The sequence below is a fragment of the Pseudoduganella rhizocola genome, from assembly GCF_045984285.3.
GTDB lineage: Bacteria > Pseudomonadota > Gammaproteobacteria > Burkholderiales > Burkholderiaceae_D > Rugamonas.
In genome coordinates, this window is record NZ_JBJQIK030000004.1 from 406,411 (window position 1) to 423,183 (window position 16,773).

Annotated in this window: 21 protein-coding genes and 1 tRNA gene; 14 read left to right on the top strand and 8 right to left on the bottom strand. The window is 64.4% G+C overall.

Annotated elements, in window-relative coordinates; all coding sequences use genetic code 11:
• Positions 1–53 precede the first annotated feature (53 nt).
• The 3 genes from ACJRPG_RS12240 (at position 54) to ACJRPG_RS12250 (ending at position 3,262) form a co-directional block, all read left to right on the top strand.
• Positions 54–2,219: a DUF6600 domain-containing protein gene (locus tag ACJRPG_RS12240; protein ID WP_408000360.1), complete on the top strand. Its 2,166-nt coding sequence runs from the start codon at positions 54–56 to the stop codon at positions 2,217–2,219.
• Between the two features lie 266 nt (positions 2,220–2,485).
• Positions 2,486–2,914, top strand: coding sequence for a nuclear transport factor 2 family protein (locus ACJRPG_RS12245; protein WP_408000361.1), 429 nt, complete (start codon positions 2,486–2,488; stop codon positions 2,912–2,914).
• A gap of 72 nt (positions 2,915–2,986) precedes the next feature.
• Entirely contained in the window at positions 2,987–3,262 is a 276-nt protein-coding gene (locus ACJRPG_RS12250; protein WP_408000362.1) for a DUF493 family protein, read from the top strand.
• Here ACJRPG_RS12250 and gcvA read toward each other — a convergent pair.
• Positions 3,255–4,157 carry a transcriptional regulator GcvA gene (gene gcvA / locus ACJRPG_RS12255; protein ID WP_408000363.1) on the bottom strand — a complete coding sequence of 301 codons (903 nt, stop codon included), beginning with the start codon at positions 4,155–4,157 and terminating at the stop codon, positions 3,255–3,257. The genes ACJRPG_RS12250 and gcvA overlap by 8 nt on opposite strands.
• A gap of 99 nt (positions 4,158–4,256) precedes the next feature.
• Here gcvA and yfcF point away from each other — a divergent pair, with 99 nt between their 5' ends.
• The 8 genes from yfcF to ACJRPG_RS12295 all read left to right on the top strand — a co-directional run bounded on the left by yfcF (position 4,257) and on the right by ACJRPG_RS12295 (position 9,789).
• Positions 4,257–4,874 carry a glutathione transferase gene (yfcF, locus tag ACJRPG_RS12260; protein WP_408000364.1) on the top strand — a complete coding sequence of 206 codons (618 nt, stop codon included), beginning with the start codon at positions 4,257–4,259 and terminating at the stop codon, positions 4,872–4,874.
• Positions 4,875–4,941: 67 nt separating this feature from the next.
• On the top strand, positions 4,942–5,607 hold the full coding sequence (gene lipB, locus ACJRPG_RS12265; protein ID WP_408000365.1) for a lipoyl(octanoyl) transferase LipB: 666 nt from the start codon (positions 4,942–4,944) through the stop codon (positions 5,605–5,607).
• A gap of 24 nt (positions 5,608–5,631) precedes the next feature.
• Complete coding sequence (gene lipA / locus ACJRPG_RS12270; protein WP_408000366.1) at positions 5,632–6,591, top strand: lipoyl synthase; 960 nt, start codon at positions 5,632–5,634, stop codon at positions 6,589–6,591.
• Positions 6,591–7,262 carry a uracil-DNA glycosylase gene (locus ACJRPG_RS12275; protein WP_408000367.1) on the top strand — a complete coding sequence of 224 codons (672 nt, stop codon included), beginning with the start codon at positions 6,591–6,593 and terminating at the stop codon, positions 7,260–7,262. The genes lipA and ACJRPG_RS12275 overlap by 1 nt, the downstream gene beginning before the upstream one ends.
• 35 nt (positions 7,263–7,297) lie before the next feature.
• A complete protein-coding gene (locus tag ACJRPG_RS12280; RefSeq protein ID WP_408000368.1) occupies positions 7,298–7,723 on the top strand; it encodes a PaaI family thioesterase in 426 nt (141 codons plus the stop codon).
• Between the two features lie 26 nt (positions 7,724–7,749).
• Positions 7,750–8,223, top strand: a complete 474-nt coding sequence (locus ACJRPG_RS12285; protein ID WP_408000369.1) for a group I truncated hemoglobin — start codon at positions 7,750–7,752, stop codon at positions 8,221–8,223.
• A 5-nt stretch (positions 8,224–8,228) separates the two neighbouring features.
• Entirely contained in the window at positions 8,229–9,110 is an 882-nt protein-coding gene (locus ACJRPG_RS12290; RefSeq protein ID WP_408000370.1) for a DUF3034 family protein, read from the top strand.
• Positions 9,111–9,126: 16 nt separating this feature from the next.
• Complete coding sequence (locus tag ACJRPG_RS12295; protein ID WP_408000371.1) at positions 9,127–9,789, top strand: MOSC domain-containing protein; 663 nt, start codon at positions 9,127–9,129, stop codon at positions 9,787–9,789.
• On the opposite strand, the gene ACJRPG_RS12300 is transcribed toward ACJRPG_RS12295, so the two are convergent.
• From ACJRPG_RS12300 to ACJRPG_RS12320, 5 genes are read right to left on the bottom strand one after another with little or no spacing between them, the layout of a single operon-like run.
• Positions 9,780–10,295 carry a peroxiredoxin family protein gene (locus ACJRPG_RS12300; RefSeq protein WP_408000372.1) on the bottom strand — a complete coding sequence of 172 codons (516 nt, stop codon included), beginning with the start codon at positions 10,293–10,295 and terminating at the stop codon, positions 9,780–9,782. The two genes, ACJRPG_RS12295 and ACJRPG_RS12300, sit on opposite strands and share 10 nt — an antisense overlap.
• A 24-nt stretch (positions 10,296–10,319) precedes the next feature.
• Positions 10,320–10,934: a BON domain-containing protein gene (locus ACJRPG_RS12305; RefSeq protein ID WP_408000373.1), complete on the bottom strand. Its 615-nt coding sequence runs from the start codon at positions 10,932–10,934 to the stop codon at positions 10,320–10,322.
• Positions 10,931–11,521, bottom strand: a complete 591-nt coding sequence (locus tag ACJRPG_RS12310; protein WP_408000374.1) for a phosphoheptose isomerase — start codon at positions 11,519–11,521, stop codon at positions 10,931–10,933. The genes ACJRPG_RS12305 and ACJRPG_RS12310 overlap by 4 nt, the downstream gene beginning before the upstream one ends.
• A gap of 56 nt (positions 11,522–11,577) precedes the next feature.
• On the bottom strand, positions 11,578–11,928 hold the full coding sequence (locus ACJRPG_RS12315; protein WP_408000375.1) for a YraN family protein: 351 nt from the start codon (positions 11,926–11,928) through the stop codon (positions 11,578–11,580).
• Positions 11,929–11,939: 11 nt separating this feature from the next.
• A complete protein-coding gene (locus tag ACJRPG_RS12320) occupies positions 11,940–13,211 on the bottom strand; it encodes a penicillin-binding protein activator (RefSeq protein WP_408000376.1) in 1,272 nt (423 codons plus the stop codon).
• A gap of 10 nt (positions 13,212–13,221) precedes the next feature.
• Here ACJRPG_RS12320 and rsmI point away from each other — a divergent pair, with 10 nt between their 5' ends.
• From rsmI to ACJRPG_RS12335, 3 genes are all read left to right on the top strand, one after another.
• On the top strand, positions 13,222–14,124 hold the full coding sequence (gene rsmI / locus ACJRPG_RS12325) for a 16S rRNA (cytidine(1402)-2'-O)-methyltransferase (RefSeq protein ID WP_408000377.1): 903 nt from the start codon (positions 13,222–13,224) through the stop codon (positions 14,122–14,124).
• Between the two features lie 67 nt (positions 14,125–14,191).
• Positions 14,192–14,268, top strand: a tRNA-Pro gene (locus ACJRPG_RS12330).
• A gap of 124 nt (positions 14,269–14,392) precedes the next feature.
• A complete protein-coding gene (locus tag ACJRPG_RS12335) occupies positions 14,393–15,001 on the top strand; it encodes a PEP-CTERM sorting domain-containing protein (protein WP_408000378.1) in 609 nt (202 codons plus the stop codon).
• On the opposite strand, the gene ACJRPG_RS12340 is transcribed toward ACJRPG_RS12335, so the two are convergent.
• Positions 14,928–15,836, bottom strand: coding sequence for a hydroxymethylglutaryl-CoA lyase (locus ACJRPG_RS12340; protein ID WP_408000379.1), 909 nt, complete (start codon positions 15,834–15,836; stop codon positions 14,928–14,930). The genes ACJRPG_RS12335 and ACJRPG_RS12340 overlap by 74 nt on opposite strands.
• A 1-nt stretch (position 15,837) precedes the next feature.
• A complete protein-coding gene (locus ACJRPG_RS12345; protein WP_408000380.1) occupies positions 15,838–16,770 on the bottom strand; it encodes a 2-hydroxyacid dehydrogenase in 933 nt (310 codons plus the stop codon).
• Positions 16,771–16,773: the final 3 nt, after the last annotated feature.

Consider the following 16,773-nt stretch of genomic DNA (forward strand, 5'->3'; position numbering starts at 1 on the left):
GCCCGGTGCGATCATCGGGCGTTAAATGGCTACTTAGCTGATGGAGCCTCCCGATGTCCCGTAAAGCCCTGCATTTCGTCCTGCTCGTGGTCCTGGTGGCCGCCTCTTCTGTCGCCCTGGCCGACCCGCCGGCCCGCGTCGGCCGGGTTTCCTCGGTCGAGGGCCAGGTCACGCTGCGCACGGATGGGGATGAAGATACCGGCCCCCTCCTCAACTGGCCCGTCACCACCAGTAATCACCTGACAACTTCCCGTGGCGGACGCGCCGAATTCCGCGTCGGCTCGGCCGCCGTGCGCCTCGATGGCGATTCCGACCTGGAAGTGGTGGAGCTGGACGACGACAGCCTGCGCTTGCGCCTGAACTACGGCAGCGCCAGCATCCGCGTGCGCGCGCCGGAAATGGTGGGCGACTTCGAACTGACCACGCCCCAGGCCCGCGTCGTGCTGACCGAGCCAGGCGTGCTGCGCGTGGATGCCGAGCGTGCGCCGGATACCACCACGGTGTCGGTGTTCGCCGGTGTGGCGCGGGTGGATGGCGCCGGCACCCTGCTGACGGTGCGGTCCGGCAAACGCGCCGAGGTGCGCGGCGACGACGTGTCGACCGGCCTGGCCCGGGCCGACCAGTTCGACGAATGGACCCAGTCGCGCGACAGGCGCGATGACGCGGCCGTGGCCACACGCTATATCCCGAGTGAAGTAACCGGCTACGAGGAGCTGGACCAGTACGGTTCCTGGACCGAAAACGCCGAGTATGGCCCGCTGTGGACGCCGCGCGTACTGGCTGCCGATTGGGCGCCCTATCGCGATGGCCGCTGGACCTGGATCGAGCCTTGGGGCTGGACCTGGGTGGACAATGCGCCCTGGGGCTATGCGCCTTCGCACTACGGCCGCTGGGTGGTCGTCAACCGCCGCTGGTACTGGGCGCCGGGGCGTTTTGCCGGCCGTCCGGTGTGGGCGCCGGCGCTGGTGGGCTGGGTGGGCGGCGCCAACTGGTCCATTACGTTCGGCAGCCGCCACAGCGGGCCGGGCATCGGCTGGTATCCGCTGACGCCGCGCGACCGCTTCGTACCGTCCTACCGCATCTCGCATGACCATGAACGCCGCCTCGGCTGGACCTACCGCGGCAACGAGCGCTGGAAGGACCGCGATCATGACGGCCGCCGCGACGGCGTTACCGTCCTGCCGCGCGACCGTTTCGACCGCCGCGACACGGTGCGGGTGGACCGCAACCAGCGCGTCGCCATTGCGCCGAATGCCGTGCGCAACGTGCCGCTGTCGACGGCGCCGGTACCGTCCGGCCAGCCGCAGCGCCCAAACAGCCTCGACCGCAATCGCGACGGCATCCCGGACCGCGCCCAGCGCGACCGTAACGGTGATGGCGTGCCCGACCGCCAGTTTACGCCCCGCGACCGCAATGGCGACGGCCAGCCCGACCGCCGTCCCATCACCACCGCCGACCGCAACGGCGATGGCGTGCCGGACCGCCAGTTCACGCCCCGCGACCGGAATGGCGATGGCCAGCCCGACCGCCGTCCCCTCACCACCGCCGACCGCAACGGCGATGGCGTGCCGGACCGCCAGTTCACCCCCCGCGACCGCAATGGCGACGGCCAGCCGGACCGTCCGCTGGCCACGCCGGCCCCGCTGCCGGGCGGCCAGCCGGGCCGGGTGATGGCCGTGCCCCCGTCGCGCGACCTGAACAACGACGGCATGCCCGACCGCCGCCCCCGCCCGAATCCGCGCGACATCAACGGCGATGGCATCCCCGACCGTTCCGCCTTCGACCGCAACGGCGACGGTATCCGCGACGGCAACGAACGCCACCAACGGCCGCCGCTGCAAAACGGCCAGCTATCCACCCTGCCAGCCCCGCAGCCGGCCTCCCAGGCGCAGCAGCAATTCCAGGCGCAGCAGCAACTCCAGGCGCAGCAGCAACTCCAGGCGCAGCAGCAACTCCAGGCCCAGCAAGCCCGCCAGGCCGATGAGCGACGCCAGCAGATGATCGAGGAGCGGCGCCAGCGCATGGAGGAACGTAACCGGGGCGCGGAAAACCGCGCCACCGAGCGCCCGCCCCAAGCTTTCCAGCCGCCGCCGCAAGCGGTCCAACGGTCCCAGCCGCAGCCTGCGCCCCAGCAAGCCGCGCCGGCAGCTCCGCCGCAGCGTCCGCAGGTGCAGAACGCCGGCGAGCGGCGCAGCCGCAAGCTGGACGATCAGAATTAACCGTCCAGGTGCGATTTTTGGTCGTTCAGGCCGCAAAACACGCACTTTGTCACAAAGCGGTAGCTGGCGCTGTCTACACTGTCTACAGTGTAACCATGCAAAAACGGGAACTCGGGAAAGACAGGACGAGCACATTGTCCGCAGCCCAGGGAGTTTTCGAGACACTACCGTTGTCCCGACTATTTTCGTCTGAACATGTGAAAATAGTTTTTTATGGCCAGCCCCGACCGGGCTGGCCTTTTTTTTAATGAAAAGGAGAGCATCGGATGAAGAAATTGCTTGTTCTGCTAGGTTTCCTGGGGCTGGCGCTGGGCGGCCAGGCGCATGCACAGACGCCTGACGCCGAGGTGCGCGCCCCGATCGTGCAATACTTCAAGGGCCACGCCACCGGCGACCCGGTGGAAATGCGCAAGGCCTTCCTGCCCACTGCCCATATCGAAGGCAACCGCAACGGCGCTTTCTCGACCTGGACCGTAGACGAATACGTCGCCGGATTCAAGGGGCCGGCGGCAGACGAGAGCAGCCGCAAGCGCACCATCGATGCCGTTGACGTGACCGGCACGGCGGCCATGGCCAAGGCTACCCTGGTGCATGGCAACATCACCTTCACCGATTACTTTGTGCTGCTGAAAGTGAACGGCGAATGGAAAATCGCCAACAAGGTCTACAACGTCCTCCGGGCCGAGGGCAAGTAAGCCGGTCGGGGGTACAATATCGGCCTGCGGGCGTACTGCCCGCAGTCTCTTTTGTTACCGATTGGAAAAAACATGCAAGCGATCCCTCCGTCCGAGTCCCTCATCGAATACCCGAGCGACTTCCCGATCAAGGTGATGGGCCCGACGCATGAGGCTTTCGCCGCCACCATCCTGGAAGTGGTCGTCAAGCACGACCCCACCTTCCATGAAGGCAAAATGGAAGCCCGCCCGTCCGCCAAGGGCAATTACACCGGCCTCACCGTCATCGTGCGCGCCATCAGCCGCGAACAGCTGGATGCGCTGTACACCGAGCTGTCCGGCCACCCCATGGTGAAGATCGTTATGTAAGGCCCTGCGCGCCGAAGGCCGCGAGCTCGGCGTTGAGCCAGTCGCGGAAGGCGCGCACCTGCGGTTTGGACGCCGCCCCGGGCGGGGTAACGAAGTAATAGTTATCCACGCTCGGCACCGCAATATCGAACAGCCGCACCAGGTGGCCAGCTGCAATTTCCTGCCGCACCACCACATCCCGCACCAGCGCCACCCCGTCGCCGTCAATGGCGGAGCGGATCAGCATCGACAGATCCTCGAACATCAGGCCGCCGGCCGGCTCGGGCAGGTCCAGTTTCGCCGCCTTCAGCCACGGCGTCCAGGGCTCGTTCGAACGCAGCAACGCCGCGTTGTGCAAATCTTCAGGTGCCTGGGGCAGGGCGCCATGGCGATAGCGAGGACTCACTACCGGGTAGTAGACATCGCCCATCAGGCGCTCCGCATTCAGGCCGGGATAGCGCCCGCGTCCCCAGCGGATGCCGACATCGATGCCCTCGCGTGCGAGATCCTGCACCTGGCTGCTGGCCTGCAGGATGACCTCGATTTCCGGATGCTGTTCAATGAAGCGGCCCAGCCGGGGCGCCAGCCAGCGCGCGGCAAACGACGGTATCGCCGACACCGTCAGCCGCAGGTTCTGCCCCTGCTGCCGCAGCGCGTCGGCTGCGCTGGCGATCTCGCCCAGCGCCCGGCCCAGCGTAGCGGCAAAACGCGCGCCGTCCTCGGTGATGCGCACCTGCCGTCCCTTGCGTTCGAACAGCGCCAGTCCCAGCTCCTGTTCCAGCCCCCGCACCTGGTGGCTGATGGCGCCATGCGTGAGGTGCAGTTCCTCGGCCGCGCGGGAGAAGTTCTGGTGCCGCGCCGCGGCCTCGAAAGCGCGCAGGGCGGACAGGTTCGGCATGCGCCGCAGGTCAGCCATCTTGTGAGAAAAATTAGCAAGGATGGCCAAAATATATCGCTTTGGAGGCCACCGGGCAAGGCTTACCATTGTGAGCCAGTTTCCCGTTCCGGAGTCATCATGCACCTCACGCTTTACGCGGACAGCCAGTTCACCAGCCCTTATGTCCTCGCCTCCTACGTCGCCTTGCTGGAGAAGGAATTGCGCTTCGAACTGCGCACCGTGAACCTTGAAGAGCGCGAGCAGCTGCGTGCGCCCTACCGCGAGCTTGCGCTGACGGCGCGCGTGCCCTGCCTCAAGCACGCCGACTTCTACCTCACCGAATCGAGCGCCATCATCGAATATATCGAAGAGATGTTCCCGGCGCCGCAATACCGTGGCCTGTTCCCGGCCGACGTGCAGCAGCGCGGCCGTGCGCGCCAGGTCCAGGCCTGGCTGCGCAGCGATCTTGGCGTGCTGCGCGAAGAACGCAGCACGCATACGGTGTTTTATGAGCCAACCGACAAGCCGCTTTCTCCCGCCGCGCAAGCAGCAGCGGACAAGCTGATTGCCGCCGCCGAACGCCTGGTCCATGGCGACCACCTGTTCGGCAGCTGGTGCATTGCCGATACCGAGCTGGCCGTAATGCTCTCCCGCCTCGTGAAGAATGGCGATCCGGTGCCCGAAAAGCTGAAAGACTACGTGGAGTTCCAGTGGCAGCGGCCTTCGCTGCAAGCTTGGCTAAAGAACATCAAATAGGTCCCGCCGGGCAAGGAGCATCCCGCCTGACTTATAATGGCGGGGCATTGAACAACGCTTCCTGCCCATGTCCACCCCCGCGCTGATCCGCCATCTCGGCCAAGCAGACTACGAACCGACCTTCGCCGCGATGCGCGCTTTCACCGATGCGCGCACGCCCGATACGCCCGACGAACTGTGGATCGTCGAGCACCCGCCCGTGTTCACGCTGGGCCTGGGCGCGGACCGTGGGCACCTGCTGGCCGGCGCCAATGCGATTCCCGTGGTGCAGACCGACCGCGGCGGCGAAGTAACCTTCCATGGTCCCGGTCAGGTGGTGATCTACCTGCTGATGGACCTGCGCCGCAACAAGCCGGGCGGCAAACTGTATGCACGCCACTTCGTGCACAAGATCGAACAGGCGATCATCAATGTGCTGCAGGCGTATAATCTCGCGGGCGAACGCATTGAAGGCGCCCCGGGCATCTACATTGCCAATGGACCGAAGAAGGGCGCCAAGATCGCCGCGCTGGGCTTGAAGGTGCGCGGCAATGGCTGCACCTACCATGGCGTGTCGCTGAATGTGGCGATGGACCTGTCGCCTTTTACCTGGATTAATCCCTGCGGCTACGCCGGCCTGGAAACCATCGACATGCGCAGCATGGGCGCCGATGTTCCGCTGGCCGAAGTGCAGGACGCATTGGCCGAAGAGCTGGTGCGCCTGCTGGACGTAGCCCAACCCGAATTCACTTGAACAGCCTGTGAGGGCAAGCAGCTTATGACTACCTACGACCCGACCGAAAAGCAGAAAGGCGCCAGCAAAACCTCGCGCATCCCGATCAAGATCGTGCCGATCGAGCAGGTGGAGCGCCTGAAGAAGCCGGAATGGATCCGCGTCAAAGCCGCCTCCGCATCGAGCCGCTTCTACGAGATCAAGGACATCCTGCGCGAGAACAAGCTGGTGACTGTGTGCGAGGAAGCGAGCTGCCCGAACATCGGCGAGTGCTTCGGCAAGGGCACGGCGACCTTCATGATCATGGGCGACAAATGCACCCGCCGCTGCCCGTTCTGCGACGTGGGCCACGGCCGTCCGGACCCGCTGGACGTGAACGAGCCGTCCAACCTGGCGAACACCATCGCCAAGCTGCGCCTGAGCTATGTGGTGATTACCTCGGTTGACCGCGACGACCTGCGTGACGGCGGCGCCGGCCACTTCGTCGAGTGCATCCAGAAGACCAAGGAACTGTCGCCGAAAACCCAGATCGAAGTGCTGGTGCCGGACTTCCGCGGCCGCCTTGAAAAGGCGCTGAACATCTTCGCCGACGGCCTGCCGGACGTGATGAACCACAACCTGGAAACCGTGCCGCGCCTGTACAAGGAAGCGCGTCCCGGCGCCGACTACATGCACTCCCTGAAGCTGCTCAAAGACTTCAAGGCCATGTATCCGAACGTGAAAACCAAGTCGGGCCTCATGGTCGGCCTGGGCGAGACCGACGAAGAGATCCTGCAGGTGATGCGCGACATGCGCGAGCATGATATCGACATGCTGACCATCGGCCAGTATCTGGCGCCATCGAACAGCCACCTGCCGGTGCGCCGCTATGTGCATCCGGACGTGTTCAAGATGTTCGAGGAAGAAGCTTACAAGATGGGCTTCGGCCACGCCGCCGTGGGCGCCATGGTGCGCAGCTCCTATCACGCCGACGTGCAGGCCCATAACCTGCTCGAATCGGCGTAATGGGCGCCGACAGCGTCCGTATCGAGCCCGCCTGGAAGGCGCGGCTCGAAGCTGAATTCAACAAACCCTATTGGGACGAGCTGTCCGCCTTCGTCAAAGGCGAATACGCAGCGGGCGAATGCTTCCCGCCCGGGAAGCACATCTTCCGCGCCTTCGACCTCACGCCTTTCGACAAGGTAAAGGTCGTCATCCTCGGCCAGGACCCCTACCACACGCCCGGCGCCGCGATGGGCTTCTGCTTCTCCGTCCCGGAGGGCAACCGTCCGCAACCGAGCCTGCAGAACATCTTCAAGGAGATCGAGAGCGACACCGGCGTGCGCCGCACCCGCACCGATCTTTCCGACTGGGCCGAGCAGGGCGTGTTCCTGCTGAACGCCGTGCTGACGGTGCGCGCACGCGAAGCCGGCTCGCACGCTGGCCGCGGCTGGGAGAGCTTTACCGACAGCGCAATCCGCACCCTGTCGGAAGAACGCGAGCACCTTGTCTTCATCCTGTGGGGCAGCTACGCGATCGCCAAGAAAGCGCTGATCGACACCAGCAAGCACCTCGTCATCACCTCGCCCCATCCCTCACCCTTCTCAGCCTACAAGGGCTTCTTCGGCAGCAAGCCCTTTACGCGCGCTAACGAGTACCTGGCAAAACACGGTCAGGAGCAGATTCGCTGGGCTTAGATGATAATGCTCATGGAAAAAAGGAGACATCATCCATGGACAAGACAAAATTCACGCTCGACTATTTCAACGGCTTCGCCAGGGGCAGACTACCAGACCACCTCGGCATACGCATCACCGCTGTCGGCGATGGTGAACTGAGCGCGGAGATTGAAATCGCGCACCACCACCTCGCGCCGAACGGCTACCTGCACGCCGGCACAATCGTCACGCTGGCCGATACGGCCTGTGGTTACGGGTGTTTTGCGCACCTGCCGGAAGGCGCCGAGAACTTCACCACCGTCGAACTCAAATCGAACCACCTCGGCACCGCGCGCGAAGGCGTAATTGCCGTGACGGCGAAAGCGGTCCACCTTGGCAAGACCACTCAGGTCTGGGACGCCACCGTCAGCAACAAGGCGAACGGCAAAACCCTCGCGCTCTTCCGCTGCACCCAGATGGTTCTCTATCCCAAACAGTGATAGAGTCGGTTCGCGGAGAGTGAACCATGAAAAAACTGAGTAAATTGATCGGCGCCGGCCTGCTGCTGGCGTCTTCGCTGGCGCTGGCCCAAACCCCCTACAAGGACGATACCGTCTACCGCGGACTGGGCGGCAAGGACGGCATCAAGCGCATCGTCGATACCTTCCTGCCCATCGTGCTGGCGGACCCGCGCATCAAGGACAGCTTTGCCGACTTCGACATCCCGCAGGTCAATGCGCGCCTGCAGGAACAGTTCTGCGAATTCGCGGGAGGCCCTTGCCAGTACACGGGCCGTCATCGCGACAAGACGATGGATGGCGTTGGCACCGTGCGCGACATGAAGACCGTGCACCAGGACCTGCAGATCACGGACGCGCAATTCAATGCGCTGACCGAAGACCTGCAGATCGCGATGGAGCGCAACGATGTGCCCAATCATATTGCGAACAAGCTGGTCGCCAAACTGGCGCCCATGCGCCGCGATATCGTCACCAAATGAGCGCCATGAACAGGAAACTCTGGAAGGTATTTGCCGCGTGCGCGCTCGCGATGAGCGGCAGCGCCATGGCGCAGGATTCCGCCAAGCTGCTGGCAACGGGCGGCGTCAGCCAGCTGGAAGGCGCGGGCGGCGGCGGCATCACGCCATGGGCGCTGATTACCGGCTACGGCACGCGCGACAGCTGGGGCGCCAACGCGCACTACACGCATGTGAAAACGCAGGACTACTCGCTGGGCACCTACGGCGTGGCCGTCGGTATCGCCGACCGCGTGGAATTCTCGCTGGCGCGGCAGGACTTCAAGGGCGACCTCGCGCCGCTGGACCAGCTGCAGATCAAGCAGGACATCCTTGGCGTAAAGCTGCGTGTGGCCGGCGACGCGGTCTATGAGCAGGACAGTCTGCTGCCGCAAATCGCTGTCGGCGTGCTGTACAAGAAAAACAAGGGCATCGGCGGCCTTGGTGCGCTGGGCGTCACGAACGTTACCCAGCTGGGCGCAAAAGACGACAGCGGCTACGATGTCTATGTATCCGCCACGAAGATCGTTCTGGAATACAGCCTGCTGCTGAACGGCACACTGCGCTCCACGCGCGCGAACCAGATGGGTATCCTCGGCTTCGGCGGCGACCAGCACAGCGGCCGCAAGCTGATGCCTGAGGTGTCGCTTGCTTACCTGCTGAACCGCAAGCTGGCGCTGGGCACGGAATACCGCCGCAAGCCGCACAACCTCGGCGTCGACCACGAAAAGGCCTATTCCGACGTGTTCATCGCCTGGTTCCCTACCAAGAACTTCTCGCTGACGGCCGCCTATGCGCAGCTCGGCGACATCACCATCTTCAACCCGAAGAAGCAGAAGGGCCTGTACCTCTCTGCACAAGCCGGGTTCTGAGCCACAGCATGGCCTTATGAGCCAGGTTTGCGCGATAGCGCTTCGGGCGGAGCGCGGCGCGCCATGGCAGCGGCAGCGCATGGCGCAGGCCGTGGCTGGCGTGGGCTTGGCCGGCGATCTGCATGCCGACCCGCTGTCGCCGCGGCAGGTGCTGCTGGCTGGCGCGGGCGCCTATTCCCGGCACGCCCTGCAGCCCGGCGCCCTCGGCGAAAACCTGCTCATCGATCTCGATACCTCGGCAATCGCCTCAGGTACGCTGCTGGCGATAGGGCCGCAGGCAGTGCTGTCCGTCAGCTTCCAGTGCGAGGCCTGCGGCTACCTCGACGCGCAGTCGCCCGGACTGGCGAAGCGCATCGGCACGCAGCGCGGCGTGCTGGCGCGTGTGCTGCGGGGCGGGACCATCACGGAAAGGGATGCTGTGCGCCTGCTGCCCGGCTCCGGCCAGCAATGGCACGAGGATTGGCGCGAGCGCGTGCGGGTGGTGCTGCGGCGCATGCCGCCAGACATGGTGCTCGAATATGCCCAGCTGGCGCGGCTGGCTGGCGTGCAGGCGAGCTACTGCCGCGTGATGCCGCGCATCGTGCGCGAAGCGGGGCTGGAAGGCAAGGCGATAGCGAAAGGCGCACAGCCGGAAGCGCTGCGCTGGGACGGCGGCGGATTGTTTGAAGATCAGCCCTGAAGGGCTTTTTCGAGCAGCTTGTGCAGCGCTGCGAACTCGGGTTTGCCGACGTAGCGCTTGATGATCTTGCCATCCTTGTCGATGACGAAGGTGGTCGGCGTCATTGCCACGTCGCCGTAGGCCTTGGCCGCTTCGCCCGTCACGTCCAGCGCGACCTTGAAGGGCAGCTGGCGCGTTTCGGCGAAATTCACCACATAGTTCGGCGCATCGTACTTCATCGCCACGGCCACGAACTCCAGGCCCTGCGATTTGTATTTGTTATAGGTGTTCACCATTTCCGGCATCTCGGCCACGCAGGTGGTGCACGAGGTGGCCCAGAAATTCACCATCACCACCTTGCCCTTCAGGTCTGCGGGCGCGATGCGCTCGCCCTTGATGCCGACAAAGGTGACTTCCGGTGCGCTGCTATGGTTATTCAACGAGAAATAGGCGGCCACGCCAACACCCGCCAGTGCAATCGCTGCGATGGCGGGCTTGATCCAGGCTTTGGAGGATGGCGTAGTCATGGGCCTATTATAGTGCGATGCCGATTACTGCGCAGGCTTCGGCTGATACTGCTTCCATTCGTCTTCCGAAATGTATTCGAAGACCTTGACCACCTTGTTCACGCCATTCACGCCGCGTGCGATTTCGGCGGCCTGGGTGGCTTCACGCTGGGTAACGCGGCCCATCAGGTAGACGGTGCCGCGCTCGGTCACCACCTTGAAGGAATTGGCCGAGATATCCTTGGCGTCAACCAGGCTGGCTTTCACCTTGGTGGTGATCAGCGCGTCGTTGGAACGTGAGGTGTAGCTCGACGGGCCGGCGATTTCCAGCTCGTTCACCACCATCACCACGCCTTCGATGGCCTTCACTTCGCGCTCAACGGCAGCCTTCATGGCGGCGTCGCGCACTTCGCCCGTGATCAGCACGCGGCGGTTGAAGCTGTTCACGTTCACATGGCCTGCATCGCCGACGATATTCGGCATCTTCAGGTCGGCCTTGACCGAAATCGCCTTGTCTTCGGTCTGGGCGCCGAAGGTGCGGCGGTCAGACGCTGCCACGGTGCCGGCGACTGCACCCCCCACCACCAGCGGAACGCAGGCAGACAGGGTGGATGCCACGGTGCCCGCGATCAGGGCCATTGCGAGAACACGTTTACTCATTCATCACCTCCGAACAGGGCGACGTCGATGCCGTCGCAAATGCAGTGGATACAGGTCAGGTGTACTTCCTGGATGCGGGCGGTGCGGTCGGCCGGCACGCAGATATGCACGTCGGCGTCGGTCAGCATCTTGCCGATGGCGCCGCCGCCTTTGCCGGTGAGCGCCACCACGCGCATCTCGCGCTCCAGTGCCGCTTCAATCGCCGCCATCACGTTGGCCGAATTGCCGGACGTGGAAATCGCCAGCAGCACGTCGCCGGCCTGGCCGAAAGCCTGCACCTGCTTCGAGAAGATCTCGCGGTAGCTGTAGTCATTCGCAACTGCCGTGAGGATGGAGGTATCGGTGGTCAGGGCAATGCCGGGCAGCGGGAAGCGTTCACGCTCGAAACGGCCTACCAGCTCGGCGGCAAAATGCTGCGCGTCGGCGGCCGAACCGCCATTGCCGCAAGCGAGGATCTTGTTGCCGTTCGAGAGTGCGGAGAACATCAGTTCGATTGCCTGCGCAACAGGCTGCGCGAGGACGGTGGCGGACTGGATTTTGGTTTCGGCACTTTCGTGGAAGTGCGCAAGAATGCGGTCAGTAGTCATAGTGCGTAATTATAGTGCAGTCGCCACCAGGGCCGGACAAGCGCTGTTAAGAATGCTTACATTTCCAGCACATTGCGCAGCCAGGTCAGCTGGTCGCCGTCAATGGCAACCACGTCGAAGCGGCAGGGAGGAAGCTGGCGAAAGCGTAGCAGATAAAACTGGGCGGCGCGCAAAAGCCGCTTTTGCTTGGCCGGCGTGATGCTGGCCGCGGCGCCGCCGAACTCCCTGCTGCGGCGCTGGCGCACTTCCACGAAGACCAGGTGGGCGCCGTCGCGCATGATGAGATCCAGCTCGCCCACCTTGCAGCGGAAATTGCGCTCGACCAGCTGCAGCCCGTGCAGGCGCAGATGGTCGAGCGCAGCATCCTCGCTGCGCTGGCCTTCGGCCTGCTGGCTGGTCCGGGGCATGGCGCCCCCGCTTACTGCCCTGCCGGAAGCGGCACGCCGTTCTTGTAGACGGCAGGCGTTTCGATGCGCTGGAAGCGCGAAGGGCCGTTGCCGAAATCGACCGAGAGCTGGCCCGTTACGCCGTCCAGCTTGAAGGGCTGGCCGGGCTTCAGCGTGATCTCGCGCGCGATGCGGAAGGCATCGATGCCGAGCGCGTACAGGCGCTCCATGTCCGCGCTCAGGCGGGCCTCGTCGCGCGGCTCCGGCTGCGGATACACCATCACGGCCGGGTGGTCGCGCTGCACCTGCCAGGGCAGGTCGAGCAGGCGCACGCCGTCGAGCTCAGGGCCGGGCACCAGCAGCGCGCGGCCGGGATTCAGCGACGAGGTGCCGTAGACCGGAACCAGGTCCAGCGGCGGCGCATTCAGCGCCACGCGCAGCTGGCGGGTCTGGTCCACGTCCAGTGCCGCAAACAGCAGCTCGACCGGCTCGCTGGCGAGGCGGCTGCGCAGCGCCACCAGTTCCGGATCGCTGAGATAGCCGTTCAGGGTGCTCAGCTCCAGGGTTTTTGCCTTCAGGCCGCGCTGCTGCCACTGGGCAGCGAAGGCGCCCGCCAGGCGCTTTTGCCAGGCATTGCCGCCGCTGACGATAATCGCCTCGCCACCAGGGAAGTCGCGGGCCGCCATATCGGCCACCTGGCGCGCCTCGTCCTCGATGGAGAGCCCGATGGCCAGCATTTTCTGCGGCAGCGGCGTGGCGTCGCGGTCTTCCGGATGATTCAGCGCGATGGTCGGCTTGCTCACGGCCTGGCTGGCTGCCAGCGAGGTAACGGCGGAGCGGGCCAGCGGGCCGACCACGATATCGTTCGTTTTCAAGGCCTCGTTATAGATGGACAGCACGTCCTGCGGCGCATCGCCGGTTTCAATCACATTGACCTCGAAGCCTGCGCGGTCGCGTTCCCAGGCGGCGAGGAAGCCGGCGCGCACGGCATCGGCTGCGCGGCCCAGCGCTTCGGAACGCAGCGGCAGCATCAGGCCGATGCGCGTGACGGCTGCTGGAGCCGTGCCGCCCGGCTGTTCGGGCGCGGTGCCTGGCATGGGGACGGCAAAGGTCTCGGGTTCCTCGGCGGGTGGCGGCGGTGGCGGTTCGGGCGCGCGCACCGGCGCCGCGGCAGGCGCCGGGCTTGTCACCGATGAAATTGGCGCGCACAATGCCCCCGGCGAGCCGCAGGGCGTGCTGCAGGCGCTGGCCAGCGTGGCAATGGCGAGGCACAGCAATGTATTTCTTATCTTTTTAGCCAGCATCCTACCCCCAATGACAGTTCAAGAATCCAGCCCGCTCGCGGCCCTGCCCGTACTCGGCGAGACCGCGCTGCAGACCTATCCTACGGCAACATTGTATGTAGTGGCTACACCGATAGGCAATGTTACCGACATTAGCCTGCGCGCGTTGCACGTTCTGAGCCTGGTCGATGCCGTGGCCTGCGAGGACACCCGCAATACGGCGCAGCTGATGCAGCGCTTCGGCCTGAGCAAGCCGCTGGTGGCCGCCCACATGCACAACGAGCGCGAAGCGGCGGAAATGCTGGTTGCACGGCTGCAGGCGGGCGAGCGCATTGCGCTGGTGTCCGATGCCGGCACGCCTGCGGTTTCCGACCCCGGCGCGCGCATCGTGGACGCAGTGCGCAAGGCAGGCCTGCGCGTGGTGCCGCTGCCCGGCGCCTCGGCCGGCATTGCCGCCCTCTCGGCCAGTGGACTGGTGAACGACCAGTTCCACTTTGTTGGCTTCCTGCCATCGAAAGCGAAGCAGCGCGAAACGGTGCTGCAGTCGCTGCTTGCCGTCACGGCATCCATGGTGTTCTACGAAGCGCCGCACCGCATTATCGAATGCGCGGAAGCGCTGGCTGCCGTATTCGGCCCCGGACGGCAGGTGGTGTTCGCGCGCGAGCTGACCAAGCTGTTCGAGGAAATCCACCGCTGCCCGCTGGGCGAGGCCGTAGCGTGGCTGAAGGCGGACGCGCACCGTGAAAAAGGCGAATACGTAGTGCTGCTGGAAGGCGCGCCGCAGGCCGATGAAGCGGGTGATGCGGAAGCGGAGCGGGTGCTGAAAATCCTGCTGGCCGAACTCCCGCTTAAACAGGCAGCCAGCCTGGCGGCGCAAATCACGGGCCGCAAAAAAAATGCGCTATACGACCGCGCGCTTGAACTGAAAGGCTGAAACACCCACTCTTTTGGAGAAGAGGGGCTTGACGAAGAGGCTGGTGGGGAGTATTATCTTGCTTCTTCGGAGTGTAGCGCAGCCCGGTAGCGCATCTGGTTTGGGACCAGAGGGTCCAAGGTTCGAATCCTTGTACTCCGACCAAAATTTAAAAAAACGCCTCAGGAACTCGTGTTCTGGGGCGTTTTTCGTTTTACCTGATGCGCATCAGAATATCAATTCCATAGGACAAGAATAATTTCCTCTCGTACACTACTTGGGAGGCGATATGCGCATCACTTTTTCCTTATTGGTACTGGCGCTAGCCGGTCCGGCGCAGGCTGCGGACAATCTTGTGGTGAATCCAGGCTTCATGGCCGGCTCTTATGGCTGGCAGACCAGCCGTTCGGGCCTGTTGGTCAGCGGCTTGCCGGGGCACGAGGATGCCGGCCTGGCCTACATCGGCTGCGTGGAGCTTTGTCCGCTGTCGCCAGGGCAAGGCACTTTTATCGGGCAGACGGTCGCGACCACGCCAGGCCGCTCTTACGATTTGCGCTTCTGGAGCGATGCCAGCGCCAGTCGGCTGGCAGTGTTCTGGCAGGGGCAGCTTGTGACACCGGAACTCGTGCAGAGCAATGGCGCCGGCTGGAATGAGTTCCGCTTTACCGGTCTCCTGGCAAGGGCGCCAGCGACCAGCTTCGAGGTGCATGCGTTTCGCATCGGCGGACCTCTGCGCAAGCTGGATAACTTCTCGATCACTAGTGCTATTCCTGAGCCGAATGGGGCGGCCATGCTGGCCATCGGCCTCGGGCTGCTGGTTCTGGTTAGGCGGTGCGTTTCGCCAGGATGGCGTTACCAGCGCGGCTGGCGCCCTTTCGGCCGAGGAACTGAGAAATGAAATGGCCGGCATCGACCACCACATCCAGGTCGATGCCGGTTTCGATGCCCAGGCCATTCATCATGTACAGCACATCCTCCGTGGCCACATTGCCCGTGGCGCCTTTCGCATAAGGGCAGCCGCCAAGGCCGGATACCGAAGAGTGGAAGATGGCGATGCCCACTTCCATGCTGGCGTAAATGTTCGCCAATGCCTGGCCGTAGGTGTCGTGGAAGTGGCCGGACAGGCCATCGATGCGGAATTCGCGGATGGCGCGCTCCATCACCGCCTGCGTCTTGCGCGGAGTGGAGACGCCGATGGTGTCGGCGATATCGATCTCGTCGCAGCCCAGGTCGCGCATGCGCGCAACCACGTCGCCCACTGCATCCAGCGGCACTTCGCCCTGGTACGGACAGCCAAAGGCCGTGCTCACGCTGGCGCGCAGGCGCACGCCGCGCTGCTTCGCCGCCTCCGCCACCGGGCGGAAACGTTCGATGGATTCGGCGATCGAGCAGTTGATATTCCGCTGAGAAAAGGCTTCCGAAGCGGCGCCGAAAATCACCACCTCATCGGCGCCCGCCTCCATCGCCGCCTCGAAGCCCTGCATATTCGGCGTCAGCGCGGAATAGATCACGCCCGGCTTGCGTGTGATGCCCGCCATGACTTCCTTGCTGGTCGCCATCTGCGGCACCCACTTCGGCGACACGAAGGAGGCCGATTCGATGTTCGAAAAACCGGCTGCGGTGAGGCGGTTCACCAGCTCGATCTTCACCTGTGCAGGAACATCTTCCTTCTCGTTCTGCAGGCCGTCGCGCGGGCCGACTTCGACAATTTTTACTTTATGCGGCAGCTTCATCTCAGTACCCCAGTTCGCGGTTGATAACATCGGCGATAGCCTCGCCCTTTTCCAGCTGGCGGATCTTGTTCGCGATCTGCTGCACGCTCTCGGTGCGCTGCGTGAGCGCGGAGATGTGCGGCGTGATCGTAATGCGCGGCTCCTGCCAGAACGGATGCTGCACCGGAAGCGGTTCGTTACGGAACACGTCCAGCGTGGCGCCTGCGATATGGCCGGCCTTGACCATGGCCAGCAGGTCCGGTTCCGAAACCTGCGCGCCGCGCGCCACATTGACCAGGTATGCGCCCTGCGGCAGCTTTGCAAGGTTGGTGCGGTTCAGCAGGTTGGCCGTCTCCGCCGTCAGCGGCAGCATGCAGACCACGACGCGGCTGGCGCGCAGGATGGTGTCCAGTCCTGCTTCGCCGGCGTGCGCCTGCACACCCTCGATCTTCTTTACGCTGCGGCTCCATGCATGCAGCGGAAAACCGAAAGGCTTCAGCGCTTCCAGCACATGCATGCCCAGCACACCTGCGCCCAGCACGCCGACCGAAAACTCTTCGCGGCGGTATTGCGGCAGCGGCTTCCATTCGCCGGCCCGCGCCAGCGCCTCATACTCGTCGAAGCGGCGGTAGTAGCGCAGCACGGCATGCAGCACATACTCGGCCATCTGGATGCCCATGCCGGCGTCGCCAAGGCGCACGATGGGAACATGGCGTGGAATCGCGTCTTCGTGCTTCAGGATGGCGTCGGCGCCCGCGCCGCCAAGAAAGATCGCTTTCACCTCGGCCAGCTCGCGCAGCGCCGGCTCGGGCGCGCCCCAGGTGACGGCGTAGTCGCAGGGAGCGCGCGACGCGCCCTCCTGCCAGGCTACCGTTTCAGCTTCCGGCAGGTGGCGCGCGAACTCTTCGGCCCACGGCGCCGTATCGCCGTCGCCCCGGTACAGCAGGATACGCATGGC